Here is a 13,844-nt window from a genome sequence, read left to right as displayed (position 1 = left end):
AACACCATGAGCACCATAGACCTCCAAGCCCTGATCCCCAACAACGTCCACCTGGGCGAAAACCGCCAGCTCCAGCGTGCGCTGGAGCACTGGCAGCCGGCTTTCCTGAACTGGTGGGATGAGATGGGCCCCAGCGACTTCAAGGCCAAGGAAGTTTATTTGCGCACCGCCGTGGGCGTGGACGCTTCGGGCTGGGCCAGCTACGGCTACACGCCTATGCCTGACTACCGCTGGGGCATTTTCCTGGCCGACAAGGAGGAGGGCCGCAAGATCGGCTTTGGCGACCACATGGGCGAGGAGGTCTGGCAGGACGTGCCCGGTGAATACCGCTCCACCTTCCGCCGCCTCATCGTGACCCAGGGCGACACCGAGCCGGCCTCGGTCGAGCAGCAGCGCCTGCTGGGCCATACCGCGCCTTCGCTCTACGACCTGCGCAACCTGTTCCAGGTCAATGTGGAAGAGGGTCGGCACCTCTGGGCCATGGTGTACCTGCTGCATGCGCATTTCGGCCGCGACGGCCGCGAAGAGGCCGAGGAGCTGTTGATGCGCCACAGCGGTGACGCTGACAAGCCGCGCATCCTGGGCACCTTTAACGAGCCCATGGACAACTGGCTGAGCTTTTTCATGTTCACCTACTTCACCGATCGCGACGGCAAGTTCCAGCTCAAGTCATTCGCGGAATCCGCCTTCGACCCGCTGGCCCGCACCACGCGCTTCATGCTGACCGAGGAAGCCCACCACATGTTTGTCGGCGAGACCGGCGTGGGCCGCGTCATCAAGCGCACGCTGGAGGTGATGAAGGAGCTGGACACCGATGACGTGGCCACGCTGCGCAAGGCCGGCGTGATCGACCTGCCCACCATCCAGAAGTTCATGAATTTCTGGTTCACTTCGTCGCTGGACCTGTTCGGCTCGGAAGCCTCGTCGAACGCCGCCAACTACTTCAGCAACGGCATCAAGGGCCGTCCCGACGAAGCCAAGTTCGCCGACCACCTGGAGCTGGAAACCGAGATGAGCATCGTGGTGCCTGACGGGCAGGGCGGCCTCAAGAACGAGACCATCTCGACCCGCAACGGCATGAATGAAATCACGCGCCTTGAATACGTCAAGGATTGCAATGTCGGCGTGACGCGCTGGAACATGGGCATCAAGCGTGCCGGCGTGGACTTTGAGCTGACCTTGCCTTCGACGCGCTTTCGCCGCGAGGTCGGTGCCTGGGCCGGCAATTTCACCGACCCGCAGGGCAAGCCGATCAGCGCCGCCGACTTTGAGGCCGGGAAGGACCAGTGGCTGCCCACGGCGGCCGACACGGCGTTTGTCAAAAGCCTGATGAACCGTGTCACGGAGCCCGGCAAGATGGCCGCGTGGATTGCACCGCCGGATCGCGGCATCAATGCCAACCCGCTGGAGTACGAGTACGTGAAGTTGTGAGCGGCTGGCTCAGGCCGGTTCAGGGTGGAGCTTCATGGGCGCGAAGCCTGCCCGCCGCCGATTGCCTGCCGCCTGCTGCCGCTTGCAGGATGCCGGCTCTTCCGAGCCCGAATGCCGGCATGTTGACGTAGACGTTTTCGTAGCTGCCCGCCGAGGCCGCATAGGTTTCGTGCCAGATGCCCACCGAGCCATCTGTACCCACCGCTTTGTTGAACGCTTGCCAGGCCGGCAGGTGCTGGGCCTGGCGGTCCTTTGCGTAGGCCAGGAGCTGCTCCATCGAGCGCCAGTACTGCACCAGGATGATGGTCCTGGAAAACCACATCTCCGCATGCAGCAAACCCAGTTCAGGCTGTTGGCGCAACTCCTTGATCATGCGCGGCATGGCCCCTGCGACAGGGAGCCACTTGTGCAGCTTCAGCGGCTGGTTGATGCGCATGCCGATGAGGAACACCACAAAGTCGCCTTCGACGGTGGCGGTGAGTCGTTCACGACGGATCATGGTTTCCTTGGTTGAATATCAAAGGCCTCAAAGGCCGTTTTCCCCTTCAGGCAATGCTTGCGCCTCTTTCCTGGAGCAATCCACGCAGCAGCGAGCGGTGGCAGCGCGCCTCGTTCTCGCAATAGCAGCCCATCGAAAAATTCGCCTGGTGTGACAGTGCCGCCAGCAAGTCCAGGTTGCGGCTGGCGTCGGGCTCGTTCATCTCGGCGCGGTATTTTTTACTGAAGGCCGCCCAGTCCTTGTCGGATTCGACCGACTGGCCGAGCTTCATGGTCTCCACGCTCGGGGCGAGGTTGGGGTACCACACGTCATACCAGTTGCCTGAGGCGAACTCGGTTTTGGGCACACCTCTGGGCGGCCGGCGCACGGTGCCTATGCGCAGGCCTTCATCTGAGCTGCGTGGCGAACCGAGCTTCACGATTTTCAGTGTCATGCGATGTAAGACGGATGCGTTGTCAAAAAGCGTTTCATCGTTTTTGGGGTCATCTTCCCGCTGGAAGTTTCGCCAGTGCCTCTACCGCATTGGGGAGTTGCTGGGCTGCCGCTTTTTCAAGCCAATAGCGGGCCAGCTTTAAATCCTGGCGGTAATCCTCATTGCCCACCATATAAGCGTGGCCAAGGGAATACTGGGCTGCGCTAAAGCCAGCTGCAGCTGACGCCTCCAACTCCTTCATCGCCACTGGTCGTTTCAGGTACGAATACTGTACGACACCGTCGCCTTTTGCACGACCCACAAGAGTCAGGATTGCAAGCTCATAACTGGCATAAGCGTTGCCGGCGTTGGACGCCTTTAGAAGCAGCCTGAATCCTTCCATCGAATCTTCTGGCGTACCTATCCCTCGAACTGTGAAGCTACCCAACACGGCAACTGCGCGAACCAGACCTTGCTCTGCCGATTTGGTGAACCATGCAACTGCCTGCGCATCGTCCTTCTGGACGCCAATGCCATTAAGGTATGAATTACCAATCAGGTATTGCGCTACTTTGTCGCCTGCTTGTGCAGCTTTCAAAATTTCCGCCCGTCGCTCAGCCAACCGGGCTTTCTTGGAGAGGTCGGCCCCGGTGAGGATAGAGAGATCGCTGGCCGTCAGACCCCAATCCTGTGGTGTATTGGCTGTTGATGCGGAGGGCGGGGCGGCGGATGCGCTTGAAGCTGCCGGCTTTCCTTCAAGCTGAACCAGCATGGACAAGGCGGTCTTGTAAGAGGGCCCTGTAGTTCCGTATTTATTCAAATACGCTTCCAGAACCTCTTTGGCCTTGTCGGTTTTCCCCTGCCCGGACAGTGCGCTGGCATATGTGACAGCAAAGTCCTCGGGTAATGAAGTCTTCAGTGCTTGCGCCTGGGCCAGCTTGGCGCCCGCATCGTCGTATGCCTTGGCCTCCAATGCCGCTTTGGCGAGAAGGATCAAACGATCGGCTTCAACCTTTGGAGGCAGGGCGAGTGCGGCGTGAGCCCACAGAGAAAACACAACGGATATCAGGAACGATTTCATTAGACTCCCTCGAAAAGTTAATCCCTTTGATTATGGGTGTGTCTAAATGTACAAAGGCCCTTGAGCCCGGTCAACAAGCGCAGAAGGTGCCAAATACCCGGATTCAGGGGGGAGTCGGAGAATCGTCTTTGCCGGCGTTGGACATCTCCCGCATCTGTCGCGCAATGTCCTCATCGGATGGCGGTGCACTGCCGGCGGTTTCGGTCCGGGGGGCGTCCAGCCCGTGCACCAGCCCGGGAAACGCGAACACCGCCGTTGTGAGCGCGACCTGGACCAGCAGCATGGGCCACAGCGCACCCAGCAGGCGCCGGCTTGAAATGGCCGGCAGGCCCGAGCGGGAGCGGGCCATCAGCACCGCATACCCCATGGGCGGAATCAGGAAACTCAGCTGCAGCACCAGGAGCAGCAGCACAGCCGCCTGCTGGGCGTCGCCCAGGCGCGCGATGAGCGCGGGCGCAACGATGGGCACGATGACAAAAATCATCTCGAAGGCATCCAGCACCCAGGCGCACAGGGCCACCAGCAACAGCACCAGCGCCGCCGTCACGCCCGGCGGCAGTGTGGAGCCCAGCAGCAGGCCGTTAAGCCAGCGGTCGGTGCCGAAGATGCGAAACACCAGGCTGAAGGTGGTGGCACCGACCAGCAGCGCGAACAGCGCGCCGCTGAGCTTGAGCGTGTCGGCCAGCACCAGCCGCCAGCCGGAGGCCGGCAGCGAACGGCCCATGAGGGTCGTGGCGACCAGCAGCATCGCGCCGGTGGCCGCCGCCTCCACCGCGTAAAGCTTTCCGGTAAAGACGCCGGCCAGCAGCACAAGGATGGTGCCGCCCGCGGCCAGGGCGATGGCCGTCTGCGACCGGCTGGCGGGGGCTTGCGGCGGTGTTTCCTTGAGCTTGCGTGCCTGGCGCCAGGCCACCAGGGCCCAGAGCGCCAGCACGCACAGGGCGGGCAGCAGCGCGGCATGCATCACGTCCTGGGTGTTGATGATGCGCTGGCCGGCCTGCAGGTAACCGGGCAGCCGGCTGGCTTCCAGGTGCGCCAGCATCATGGCGTCGCCCAGCAGCAGCAACACCAGCGAAGGCGGCACCACCACGCCTATGGTGGCGGCCACGCTGATGATGGAGACGGCCCGGGCGGTGTCCAGGTGCGCCATGCGCGGCGCCACCAGGCGCGAAAGCAGGGCCGAACTGGAGGCGACCGAGCCGTTCATGGGGGCGATGAGGGCGCCCACGCCCAGGGCCGAGAGCGCATGCGCGCCGGCCAGCGGGCGGAACAGCCGTAACAGCGAGGAGAACAGAGCATCGGCCACCGTCAGGCGCTGCAGCAAAATGCCCATAAAGACGTACAGCGGCATGGCCTGCAGCAAATCGTTTTCCAGCAGGCCCAGCGTACGCACCGGCAGGGCCTGCAGGATCTGCAGGTCGAAGGTGCCCGTAGCCAGGCCCATCGCGGCGAACAGGCTGGACACGCCTATCAGCAAGGCCCAGACCGGCAGGCCGGTGGCGAGAATCAGCGTGCCCAGCGCCAGCAGCATCCACACGCCCGCCAGGGGACCGGTGAGGCTCATGGCGAGCCCGGCGCGCGGCCGTGCGGCAGCAGTTCCAGCAGGCCTTCGGCCAGCACCAGCAGAAGCATCAGCGCCATGGCGAGCTTGATCACAAAATAACCCGGCGTGAGCGTTTCGCCAAAGCGCTCCAAAGAAGCCACCGAAGCCGCCACCAGCGGCCAGCCGGCCCAGAGCATGAACAGCGCCCAGGGCGTGACGCAGGCCAGCAATGCCCAGGCATGCCCGCGCGGGCGGGGTGCGCCGCTCGGATGCGGCTGCAGGGAGGCCAGATGGGAATGGCTTCTGGAGGCCGCGGTCACGGCCACCGCCACATACAGCGCGAACAGCACCTGCGCCGCGTCATTGGCCTGGCGCGAGTAGGCTTGCACGAGTTCACGCAGCGGCCATTGGGCCAGCAGCAGCGCCGCCAGCGGCAGCACCAGCAGACCGAACACCGCGGTCATGCGGGTCAGGCCTTTGTCCACCCCGGACACGGCCCTGGCGATGGCCTCCATCCTCATGCGGCTTCAGGCTTGCCGCGGCAAGCCTTTGCGTCGGGCCGGTGCGGACCAGGCTGGGCAGCGCGGCGAAGTTTCATGGTGCGATCCAGTGAATGGAAAAAATGAGGACGGCCGCGGGAAAGTGTAGCGGGTTCGGGCTATAATATTTGACTAGTCGGAGTGTGGCGCAGTCTGGTAGCGCACCTGGTTTGGGACCAGGGGGTCCAAGGTTCGAATCCTTGTACTCCGACCATCATTTCCCCGTAAAAAGCCCACGCCAGTGGGCTTTTTCATGTCCGCCTGGTTCGCCTCAACGGCCCAAGTTCTGGGCCCTGAGGGGTGCCGTCCTCAGGATTTGAGCGGCCCGAAGTTGGACGTGCGCCAATATTCGCGCACCTGTTCCAGCTTTTCCTGGAAATCCCGGAAATGCAGCGGCTTGCGCACATAGCTGTTAAGGCCGCCCTGGATTTCTTTCACGATCGGGGAGTATTTGGGCTCGGAGGTCAAAATGACGACGGGCACAAAGAAGGTGCGGGGGTCGCCGCGCATGCGCTGCATGACTTGCGCGCCGCTGAGCCCGGGCAAATTCAGGTCCAGCATGACCAGCTCGGGCGGCTGGTCGGACGGCCGGCCGCTGTAAGCACCTTCGCAGAAAAGGTAGTCCAGGGCTTCCTTGCCGTCGCGGGCGACGATGACTTCATGGTCGGCGCCGTTTTCCTGCAGCGTCACCAACGTCAACTCGACGTGAGCGGGGTTATCCTCCACCAGCAGCATGGTTGGTCTGGGCATGTTTGCTCGCCTCCTTGGTTTTGACGGCCTTCGGGCTCGCGGCCGTAACCCCGAATATATACCTCCGGCCTTGGCCGGCGGTATCAGCGAAGTTCCCAGGTGCCGGGTGAGGGGCGCGCGGCTGGCGCCATGTCTGGCCTGCCCGGAGGGGATCGAACCCCCGACCCTCAGCTTAGAAGGCTGATGCTCTATCCAACTGAGCTACGGGCAGTCTGTGTGTGCAAGCCGGGGCAAGGCCGCGCAGGGGCGGCCGCCGTTTCCAGCTCGTCGCGAATCATACCTTCAATCGCCGGCCGCCGGCCCGGCCGGCGGGCCCCGATTCAGCGCTTTTCGTACTGGGTTTTGCCGAACAGCACTTCCCGCGCCTTGTCGTCGGTGATGGGCTTGCGCAGCTCGGCCAGCACCTTGACGCCGCGCTGCACGGCGGGGCGTTCGCTGACCAGGTCGAACCATTTTTTGAGGTACGGGTAGTCGGCCCAGTCTATGCCGTGGTTCTCCCAGTTGCGCAGCCAGGGAAAGATGGCGACGTCGGCAATGCTGTATTCGTCGCAGGCGATGAAGGTGTGGGTGGACAGCTGCTTGTCCATCACACCGTAAAGGCGCCTGGTTTCATTGGTATAGCGCTTGATCGCGTAGTCAATTTTTTCGGGCGCATACTGGCGGAAATGGTGGGTCTGGCCGATCATGGGTCCGACACCGCCCATCTGGAACATGAGCCACTGCAGCACCTGGAACTTCAGGCGGTCGGTTTTCGGCAGCAGCTTGCCGGTCTTGGCGGCCAGGTAGAGCAGGATGGCGCCGGATTCGAAGACGGAGATGGGTTTGCCGTCGGGACCGACCGGGTCGACCAGGGCCGGGATCTTGTTGTTCGGGCTGATGGCCAGGAATTCGGGCTTGAACTGGTCGCCGGTGCCGATGTTGACCGGAATGGCTTGCCAGTCGCGGCCCAGGCGCAGGCCGCATTCTTCCAGCATGATGTGGACTTTATGGCCGTTGGGTGTGGGCCATGAGTAAACATTGATCATCGGGGTGTCCTTGACTACTATGATGGTCGCTGCACTTTAAGAGAAAAGCGAAAACCATGTTCGAGCGGCTGAAGAAAGTCTTTGTTGCGGGTAAGGCGGATGCCGGCGATGCGGCCACGTCGGATGAAGCCGTGTCCGAATGGGCCGGGACCCGCGGTTTTTCTTTCACCGGCATGGGGCAGGGCAAGGGTTTTTCGCTCAAGGGCAATGTGGGCGGCAAGCCCTGGAAGATGGAGCGCGGTCGCCCATCGCGCGATTACATCCGCGGCGAAGAACTGCGCGCCCGCGGCGAGATCAAGGTCAATGACGACGTCACCGTCCTGGTCATGAACCGGGTCCTGAAGGACGCGCTGGAAAAAAAGGCCTACCAGGCCTATACCGACACCCTGCAGACCACCGCCGATCCCAGCATGCCGGAAGAGGTGCGCTGGCTGGCCATGTACCCTGAAGTGGGCTGGGAAAGCCTGCCCAAGCCCTTCTGGGAACGCTATGCGGTGATGGCCGACCACCGCTCCAATGCGATGGCCTGGCTGGACCCGCAGCTGGTCGAGTTGATGATGTCCTGGCCTGAGCCGGCACCCGACCCGCAGGTGCCTTTTATCCTGATGGTGCTGCGCGGCAAGGCTTATCTGCGCATGCAGTACACCCCAGCCGATATGCCCACGCTGGAGCATGCGGCCCTGGTTTTCACCACGGCCTGCGAGTCGGCGATCGCCGGCCTCACCAACGACCTTACCTTGTGAGGGGTATCCGCCTCAGCTGCCGCGCGTGATCGGCATTTCGACTTCGCCGGGCATCAAAAGATGCTTGGCCAGTTCCAGCTTGGCCAGCGAGGCGCGGTGCACCTCGTCCGGGCCGTCGGCCAGGCGCAGGGTGCGCTGGCTGGCGTAGGCGTAAGCCAGCGGGAAGTCGTCCGACACGCCGCCGCCGCCGTGGGCCTGTATGGCCCAGTCGATGATCTGGCAGGCCATATTGGGCGCCACCACCTTGATCATCGCGATCTCGGCCTTGGCGACCTTGTTGCCCACGGTGTCCATCATGTAGGCGGCCTTGAGCGTCAGCAGGCGGGCCTGCTCAATCATGCAGCGCGCCTCGGCGATGCGTTCGTGCCAGACGGACTGGCTGGCGATCGGCTTGCCGAAGGCGACGCGGCTGTTCAAGCGCTTGCACATCAGCTCCAGCGCGCGCTCGGCGATGCCTATGCTGCGCATGCAGTGGTGTATGCGCCCGGGGCCGAGGCGGCCCTGGGCGATTTCAAAACCGCGGCCTTCGCCCAGCAGCAGGTTGGCGGCGGGCACGCGCACATTCGTCAGGCGCACCTCCATATGGCCGTGCGGTGCGTCGTCGTAGCCGAAGACCGAGAGCGGGCGGATCACCGTGATGCCGGGCGCGTTGGCCGGCACCAGGATCATCGATTGCTGCTCGTGGCGGCCAGCGTCGGGGTTGGTCTTGCCCATGACGATGTAGACGGCGCAGCGCGGGTCGCCCGCGCCGGAGGACCACCACTTGAGGCCGTTGAGCACATAGTGGTCGCCGTCGCGCTCAATGCGGCACTGGATGTTGGTCGCGTCGGAGGAGGCGACCTCGGGCTCGGTCATCAGGAAAGCCGAGCGGATCTCGCCCTTGAGCAGCGGGTCCAGCCACTGGTCCTTGTTGGCCTCGGAGCCGTAGCGGGCGATGGTTTCCATGTTGCCGGTGTCGGGCGCCGAGCAGTTGAAGACCTCGGCCGCGAAAGGCACGCGGCCCATGATTTCGCACAGCGGCGCGTACTCGAGGTTGGACAAGCCTTCAGGCGCGCGCGGCGAGTGCGGCAAAAACAGGTTCCACAGGCCGGCCGCGCGGGCCTTGGGCTTGAGTTCTTCGACCAGCTTTGTCGGCACCCAGGCATTGCCCTTGGCGCGGTTCTCGGCGATCTCGCGGAAGAAGCGCGCCTCGTTCGGGTAGATGTGCTCGTCCATGAACTTGAGCAGGCGCGCCCGCAGTTCCTGTACCTTGGGGGTGTAGTTGAAGTCCATGAAATCTCCAGAAAGGGGTGTGGGGCGGTGTTGTTGTAAAGGGGAGGGCTGAGGCTGTTGTCAGCCCTGGCTCTTGAGAGCAAAGCCCCAGGCCATCTTGGCCAGCAGCGGCGCGCCGGCGGCCGAACTGACGGCCTGGGCGCTGGAGGCGGTCCCGGTTTCGACCCGCTTGGCGATGCCTTGCAGGATGGCCGCGATGCGAAACAGGTTGTAGGCCATGTAGAAGTTCCAGTCGGCCTTGAGTGCTTCGGGCGTGGCCAGGCCGGTGCGCTCGCAGTAGCGGCGTATGTACTCGGATTCGGTGGGGATGCCCAGGCTTTCGACGTCCAGCCCGCCTATGCCGCGGAAGGCCCCGGGCGGGATGTGCCAGGCCATGCAGTGGTAGCTGAAGTCGGCCAGCGGATGGCCCAGGGTGGACAGCTCCCAGTCGAGCACGGCCAGCACGCGCGGCTCGGTGGCGTGGAACAGCAGGTTGTCGAGCCGGAAGTCGCCGTGCACGATGGACACCAGGCTTTCATCGCGCGCACTGGCCGGGATGTTGGCCGGCAGCCATTGCATCAGGCTGTCCATCTCGGCGATGGGCTGGGTGATGGAGGCTGCGTACTGCTTGCTCCAGCGGCCTATCTGGCGCTCGAAGTAGTTGCCGGGCTTGCCGTAGTCGGCCAGGCCCCGCTCGGCGAACTTCACCTTGTGCAGCGCGGCGACCACACGGTTCATCTCGTCGTAGATCTCGCCGCGCTGGGTTTTGTCCATGCCGGGCAGGGACTGGTCCCAGAGCACACGGCCTTCGACGAACTCCATCACGTAGAAGGCGCGGCCAATCACGGACTCGTCTTCGCAGAGGCAATACATCTTCGGCACCGGCACATCGGTGCCCTGCAGGCCTTGCATGACCTTGAATTCGCGCTCCACCGCATGGGCCGAAGGCAGCAACTTGGCCACCGGCCCGGGTTTGGCGCGCATCACGTAAGACGCGCCGGGCGTGAGCAGCTTGTAAGTCGGGTTGGACTGGCCGCCCTTGAAGATTTCCGCCGTCAGCGGGCCCTTGAAGCCGGGCAGGTGGCTGCTGAGGTAAGCGGTGAGCGCGTCGAGGTCAAACGCATGGGCGCCGGACACGGCCCGGGTGCCGACAAAGTGGTCGAAGTTGCTCGTGCTCAAAGGGCTTGCCCCTGTGTGTTTATTTTTCGATTTCGGCTTCGGAAATGCGCATCAAGGCTTGCCGGTTGCGTACCACCAGGCCGCCCGGCTCTATGCGTATGGCTTCCTCGCGCTCCATGGCCTTGAGTTCCTGGTTCACGCGCTGGCGCGAGGCGCCCAGCAACTGGGCCAGTTCCTCCTGCGCCAGCTGCAGGCCTATGCGCACTTCGCCGCCATCCGCCAGGCTGGGCACGCCGTAGCTGCGCACCAGGTGCAGCAGCTGCTTGGCCAGGCGCGCGCGCAGGGGCAGGGTGTTGAGGTCTTCCACCAGGCCGAAGAGCTGGCGTATGCGGCGCGCATGCAGGCGCAACAGGGCTTCGTAGAGCTCGACGTGCTGGCTCAAGATCTTGCGCAGGTCGGCGCGCGAGACGCACAGCAGCGTGGTCTCGCCATGGGCATAGGAGTCGTGGGTGCGCCGCTCGCCGTCGAAGATCGCCACGTCGCCGACCCAGAGGCCGGGCTCCACATAGGTCAGGGTCACCTGCTTGCCCGAAATCGAGGTCGAGCTCACGCGGATGGCACCGCGCGCGCAGGAGATCCATTCTTCCGGCACATCGCCGCGGGCGCTGATGAGTTCGCCGTCTTTGTAGCGTTTGACGTAGGCGCATCGGAATATGTCGTGCCTCAGGGATGGGGACAGGGATGAAAACCAGCGGCCGTTGTTGATGGCCTCTCGTTCCTCTATCGTAAGAATGGGATCGTCCATGGTCTGTCTTTTGAGTGACTAACAAGACGTCCATTGTCGCTTGAGGGACCCGTCCGGCGCCAGCGGGCTGTCGCATGGGTGTCGCCCGGCGGGGCGCAGGGCAATGGTGGGCTGGGCGGCCTGTGACTGGCCTGCCCGCAAAGGGCCTGCCTAGCGGTAGTGCGGCGTGCGCTTGTTCAGGAAGGCGTCTATGCCTTCGCCGGCATTGGCATCGTGCAGGTTGCGCACGAAGTGGTCCTGCTCGCGGGCTAGCTGCTGGTTCAGCGTGTTGCCGGCCGCTTCGTTGATGAGTTCCTTGATGCTGGCCAGCGCGTTGGGCGCGCGCGCATTGAGGCTTTCGGCCAGTTCCCGGGCCTGGGCCAGGGCTTCGCCGGGGGCCGTGACCCGGTTCACCAGGCCGAAGTCATGCAACCGGCGCGCCCCTATGCGTTCGCCATTCATGAGCAGTTCGCTGGCCAGCGCGCGCGGCAGGGCGCGCGCCAGCGCCCAGCTGCCGCCGCCGTCGGGCGACAGCGCCACGGTGCTGTAGGACATCACAAACACGGCGTTGTCGGCCGCCACCACAAAATCGCAGGCCAGCACCAGCGAAAAACCGGCGCCGGCGGCCGCGCCCTCCACGGCGGCGATCACCGGCTTGGGGTAGGTGCGAATCGAGTCAATCCAGTTGTGCAGGCCTTCTATGCTCTGCGCCTGCACCTCGGGCGCCTCGCGGCGGTTGGCTTCCAGCCGCTGCAGGTTGCCGCCCGCGCAAAACATGGGGCCTTCGCCCGTGATCACCACGCTGCGGATGTCGGGGTTGTTCTCGGCGGCGTTCAGGGCTTCAATGCCGGCGGCATAAATGTCGGGCCCCAGGGCGTTCCTGAACTCCGGGTTGCTGATCGTCAGGATAAGGGTCTGGCCCTCGCTGGTACTCTTGATTGCGCCTGCCATGTCAGTTCTTTCGAGGTATTGGGCTGGCCACGAAGGCCGTAATTTGCAGGGCTGCCACCAGTGGGGGCCGCGGAACTGGCTTCGCCAGGCCGCAGGCGCCGCCCCCTGGAGGGGGGAAGGTGCTACACGAAGTGAGCATCCGAAGGGGGTGATTGATTCCCATCCGACGGGGGTGTTTCATTCTTCCTGATGCATGAGGCTAAGCCCAATAGCGCCGCGGCGGCGCAGCCAGGGGGAGGGGCGGTAGCGCTGGTCGCCGTAAACGGTTTGCATATTGAACAGCACTTCCAGCACATTGGTGGGGCCGTAGCGGTCGCCCATGGCCAGCGGGCCCATGGGGTAACCGAGCCCGAGCGTCACGGCGGTTTCCAGGTCTTTCGGGCTGCAGATGCCCTGCTGGCAGATATCGCTGGCGATGTTGACGATGGTGGCCACCACGCGCTGGGTGACGAAGCCGCCGCTGTCGCGGATCACGCTGACCGCCTTGCCGTCGCGGGCGAAGAGGGCGTGGGCGGCGTCGCGCATGTCGCTGCGTGTGGCCGGGTTGGTGGCCAGCACGCGGCGCTTGGTGGCGGCGTCGTCGATCAGCATGTCGATGCCGACGGTGCGGGCAGGGTCCAGGCGTTCGACCACGGCGACCGTGGTGATGTCAAAACCCAGTGGGGCGACCAGCGTCAGGGCCTGCGGCGAGGCGGAGGCGCCGGTTTCGATTTTGGCGCCCAGGTTCTTGAGCAGCTGCAGCAGTTCCGCGCGGCGCGAGGCGCGGGGCGAGACCCAGACCGGCGGGAATTCGGTGACCTGGGGAGGCGCGGGTTCGGCGGGCACCTGCATGGCGCCGTCCGAGTAGCGGTAAAAGCCTTCACCGGTTTTGCGGCCCAGCATGCCGCCGGCCAGGCGCTGCGCGGTGATCACGCTGGGGCGGTAGCGCGCCTCTTCGTAGTACTGGTGGTAAATCGACTCCATCACCGGATGGGAGACGTCGAGCGCGGTCAGGTCCATGAGCTCAAAGGGGCCCAGCTTGAAGCCGGCCTGGTCGCGCAGGATGCGGTCTATGGTGGCGAAATCGGCGACGCCTTCGCTGACGATGCGCAGCGCCTCGGTGCCGTAGCCCCGGCCCGCGTGGTTGACGATGAAGCCGGGCGTGTCCTGCGCCTGCACGGGCGTATGGCCCATTTGCCGGGCATATTGGCTCAGGCCCTCGCACACGCCGGGGCTGGTCTTCAGGCCCGCGATCACCTCGACTACTTTCATCAGCGGAACGGGGTTGAAGAAGTGAAAACCGGCCAGGCGTTCGGGGTGCTTGAGCGCCGCCGCGATGGCGGTCACGGACAGCGAAGAGGTGTTGCTGGCCAGTACCGTTTGCGCGGGCACCAGGGCCTCCAGTTCGGCGAACAGCGCGCGCTTGACATCCAGGCGCTCGACGATGGCCTCGACGACAAGGTCGCAGCCCGCGAGATCGGCCAGGGTGCCGGCGAGCACCAGGCGGTCCTTGTGCGCGGCGGCCGTTGCGGCTTCGAGGCGGCCTTTTTCAACCAGCTTGTCCCATTGGGCGCAGATGGCTTCGCGCGCTTTTTCGGCGGCGCCCGCTTGCGCGTCCATCAGCCTGACGGTGCTGCCGGCCTGCGCGGCGATCTGGGCAATGCCGCGTCCCATCGCGCCAGTGCCAACTATTCCCACATTTGCAAAATTTACTTTCATGGCCGAATTATGGCTGAG

The 13,844-nt window shown here is 64.2% G+C and carries 14 protein-coding genes and 2 tRNA genes; 3 read left to right on the top strand and 13 right to left on the bottom strand.

Features of this window, described 5'->3' with window-relative positions:
• Positions 1-6 precede the first annotated feature (6 nt).
• Positions 7-1,431 (top strand): benzoyl-CoA 2,3-epoxidase subunit BoxB, encoded by a 1,425-nt coding sequence (gene boxB, locus AC1DUN_RS14745; protein WP_477714593.1) that lies wholly within the window; start codon positions 7-9, stop codon positions 1,429-1,431.
• 19 nt (positions 1,432-1,450) lie between these two features.
• Here the strand turns inward: boxB and AC1DUN_RS14740 are convergent, their stop codons facing one another.
• The 5 genes from AC1DUN_RS14740 to AC1DUN_RS14720 all read right to left on the bottom strand — a co-directional run bounded on the left by AC1DUN_RS14740 (position 1,451) and on the right by AC1DUN_RS14720 (position 5,487).
• Complete coding sequence (locus AC1DUN_RS14740) at positions 1,451-1,930, bottom strand: DUF4188 domain-containing protein (protein ID WP_477714592.1); 480 nt, start codon at positions 1,928-1,930, stop codon at positions 1,451-1,453.
• Between the two features lie 46 nt (positions 1,931-1,976).
• Positions 1,977-2,363, bottom strand: a complete 387-nt coding sequence (locus AC1DUN_RS14735; protein WP_477714591.1) for a DUF488 domain-containing protein — start codon at positions 2,361-2,363, stop codon at positions 1,977-1,979.
• A 49-nt stretch (positions 2,364-2,412) separates the two neighbouring features.
• Entirely contained in the window at positions 2,413-3,423 is a 1,011-nt protein-coding gene (locus AC1DUN_RS14730; protein WP_477714590.1) for a tetratricopeptide repeat protein, read from the bottom strand.
• Between the two features lie 103 nt (positions 3,424-3,526).
• Positions 3,527-4,987 carry a TRAP transporter large permease subunit gene (locus AC1DUN_RS14725; RefSeq protein ID WP_477714589.1) on the bottom strand — a complete coding sequence of 487 codons (1,461 nt, stop codon included), beginning with the start codon at positions 4,985-4,987 and terminating at the stop codon, positions 3,527-3,529.
• On the bottom strand, positions 4,984-5,487 hold the full coding sequence (locus AC1DUN_RS14720; RefSeq protein WP_477714588.1) for a C4-dicarboxylate ABC transporter substrate-binding protein: 504 nt from the start codon (positions 5,485-5,487) through the stop codon (positions 4,984-4,986). The genes AC1DUN_RS14725 and AC1DUN_RS14720 overlap by 4 nt, the downstream gene beginning before the upstream one ends.
• Before the next feature lie 155 nt (positions 5,488-5,642).
• Between AC1DUN_RS14720 and AC1DUN_RS14715 the strand changes: the two genes are divergently transcribed.
• A tRNA-Pro gene (locus AC1DUN_RS14715) sits at positions 5,643-5,719 on the top strand.
• A gap of 95 nt (positions 5,720-5,814) precedes the next feature.
• On the opposite strand, the gene AC1DUN_RS14710 is transcribed toward AC1DUN_RS14715, so the two are convergent.
• The 3 genes from AC1DUN_RS14710 to AC1DUN_RS14700 form a co-directional block, all read right to left on the bottom strand.
• Complete coding sequence (locus tag AC1DUN_RS14710) at positions 5,815-6,255, bottom strand: response regulator (protein WP_477714587.1); 441 nt, start codon at positions 6,253-6,255, stop codon at positions 5,815-5,817.
• A gap of 134 nt (positions 6,256-6,389) precedes the next feature.
• Positions 6,390-6,466 (bottom strand) — tRNA-Arg (locus AC1DUN_RS14705).
• 109 nt (positions 6,467-6,575) lie between these two features.
• Complete coding sequence (locus tag AC1DUN_RS14700) at positions 6,576-7,280, bottom strand: glutathione binding-like protein (protein WP_477714586.1); 705 nt, start codon at positions 7,278-7,280, stop codon at positions 6,576-6,578.
• Between the two features lie 56 nt (positions 7,281-7,336).
• Between AC1DUN_RS14700 and AC1DUN_RS14695 the strand changes: the two genes are divergently transcribed.
• Positions 7,337-8,023 (top strand): hypothetical protein, encoded by a 687-nt coding sequence (locus tag AC1DUN_RS14695; RefSeq protein ID WP_477714585.1) that lies wholly within the window; start codon positions 7,337-7,339, stop codon positions 8,021-8,023.
• 12 nt (positions 8,024-8,035) lie between these two features.
• On the opposite strand, the gene AC1DUN_RS14690 is transcribed toward AC1DUN_RS14695, so the two are convergent.
• The 5 genes from AC1DUN_RS14690 to AC1DUN_RS14670 all read right to left on the bottom strand — a co-directional run bounded on the left by AC1DUN_RS14690 (position 8,036) and on the right by AC1DUN_RS14670 (position 13,826).
• Positions 8,036-9,295, bottom strand: a complete 1,260-nt coding sequence (locus AC1DUN_RS14690; RefSeq protein WP_477714584.1) for an acyl-CoA dehydrogenase family protein — start codon at positions 9,293-9,295, stop codon at positions 8,036-8,038.
• Positions 9,296-9,355: 60 nt separating this feature from the next.
• Positions 9,356-10,453 carry a phosphotransferase gene (locus AC1DUN_RS14685; RefSeq protein WP_477714583.1) on the bottom strand — a complete coding sequence of 366 codons (1,098 nt, stop codon included), beginning with the start codon at positions 10,451-10,453 and terminating at the stop codon, positions 9,356-9,358.
• A 19-nt stretch (positions 10,454-10,472) separates the two neighbouring features.
• Entirely contained in the window at positions 10,473-11,198 is a 726-nt protein-coding gene (locus AC1DUN_RS14680) for a Crp/Fnr family transcriptional regulator (protein WP_007872449.1), read from the bottom strand.
• A gap of 150 nt (positions 11,199-11,348) precedes the next feature.
• Positions 11,349-12,128 carry an oxepin-CoA hydrolase, alternative type gene (locus AC1DUN_RS14675; protein ID WP_477714582.1) on the bottom strand — a complete coding sequence of 260 codons (780 nt, stop codon included), beginning with the start codon at positions 12,126-12,128 and terminating at the stop codon, positions 11,349-11,351.
• A 177-nt stretch (positions 12,129-12,305) separates the two neighbouring features.
• A complete protein-coding gene (locus tag AC1DUN_RS14670; RefSeq protein ID WP_477714581.1) occupies positions 12,306-13,826 on the bottom strand; it encodes a 3-hydroxyacyl-CoA dehydrogenase in 1,521 nt (506 codons plus the stop codon).
• Positions 13,827-13,844 lie beyond the last annotated feature (18 nt).

The sequence above is a fragment of the Polaromonas sp. P4_F6 genome (assembly GCF_056401275.1).
The sequence above is the reverse complement of the archived record's forward strand: the minus strand, read 5'-3'. Positions and strand labels throughout refer to the sequence as shown.